A 452-nucleotide genomic window follows, 5' to 3' on the forward strand; every position below is an offset into this window, starting at 1 on the left:
TAAACGCGGTTCTGAATGTCTCTTAAAACCTGTCTCAAATATTGACTTCAATCCATTATCAGCTCAAATATTATCGAGATACCCTAAAAACAATGGGTATTGAACAAAGTATGTCTCGAAAAGGCAATTGTCACGACAACGCCCCAATTGAGAGTTTTTTTAATCTGCTCAAAAGAGAATGTCTTTATAGGTATAATATCGATGACCTAACCGAATTAAAGAACATAGTCGCTAAATATATCAATTGGTACAACAATAAACGTATTTCTTTAAACAAAAATGGATTGTCCCCTGTAGAATACAGGGAACAATCCATGATTTTTTAAAACTTATAAAAATGTCTAACTTTTTTATTGCACTTCAATTTACATCCCTTTTAAATTTCATCTTATTTAAATATATGGTAGATTGTAAGATTAAATAGAATTCTACCCAGACGAAAAATTTGGATA

1 protein-coding gene is annotated in these 452 nt (G+C 30.3%); it reads left to right on the top strand.

Features of this window, described 5'->3' with window-relative positions; all coding sequences use genetic code 11:
- The first annotated feature begins 92 nt into the window (after positions 1 to 92).
- Entirely contained in the window at positions 93 to 326 is a 234-nt protein-coding gene (locus FD33_RS12505; RefSeq protein ID WP_082603718.1) for an IS3 family transposase, read from the top strand.
- Positions 327 to 452 lie beyond the last annotated feature (126 nt).

It is taken from the genome of Companilactobacillus paralimentarius DSM 13238 = JCM 10415 (genome assembly GCF_001434985.1).
Lineage (GTDB): Bacteria > Bacillota > Bacilli > Lactobacillales > Lactobacillaceae > Companilactobacillus > Companilactobacillus paralimentarius.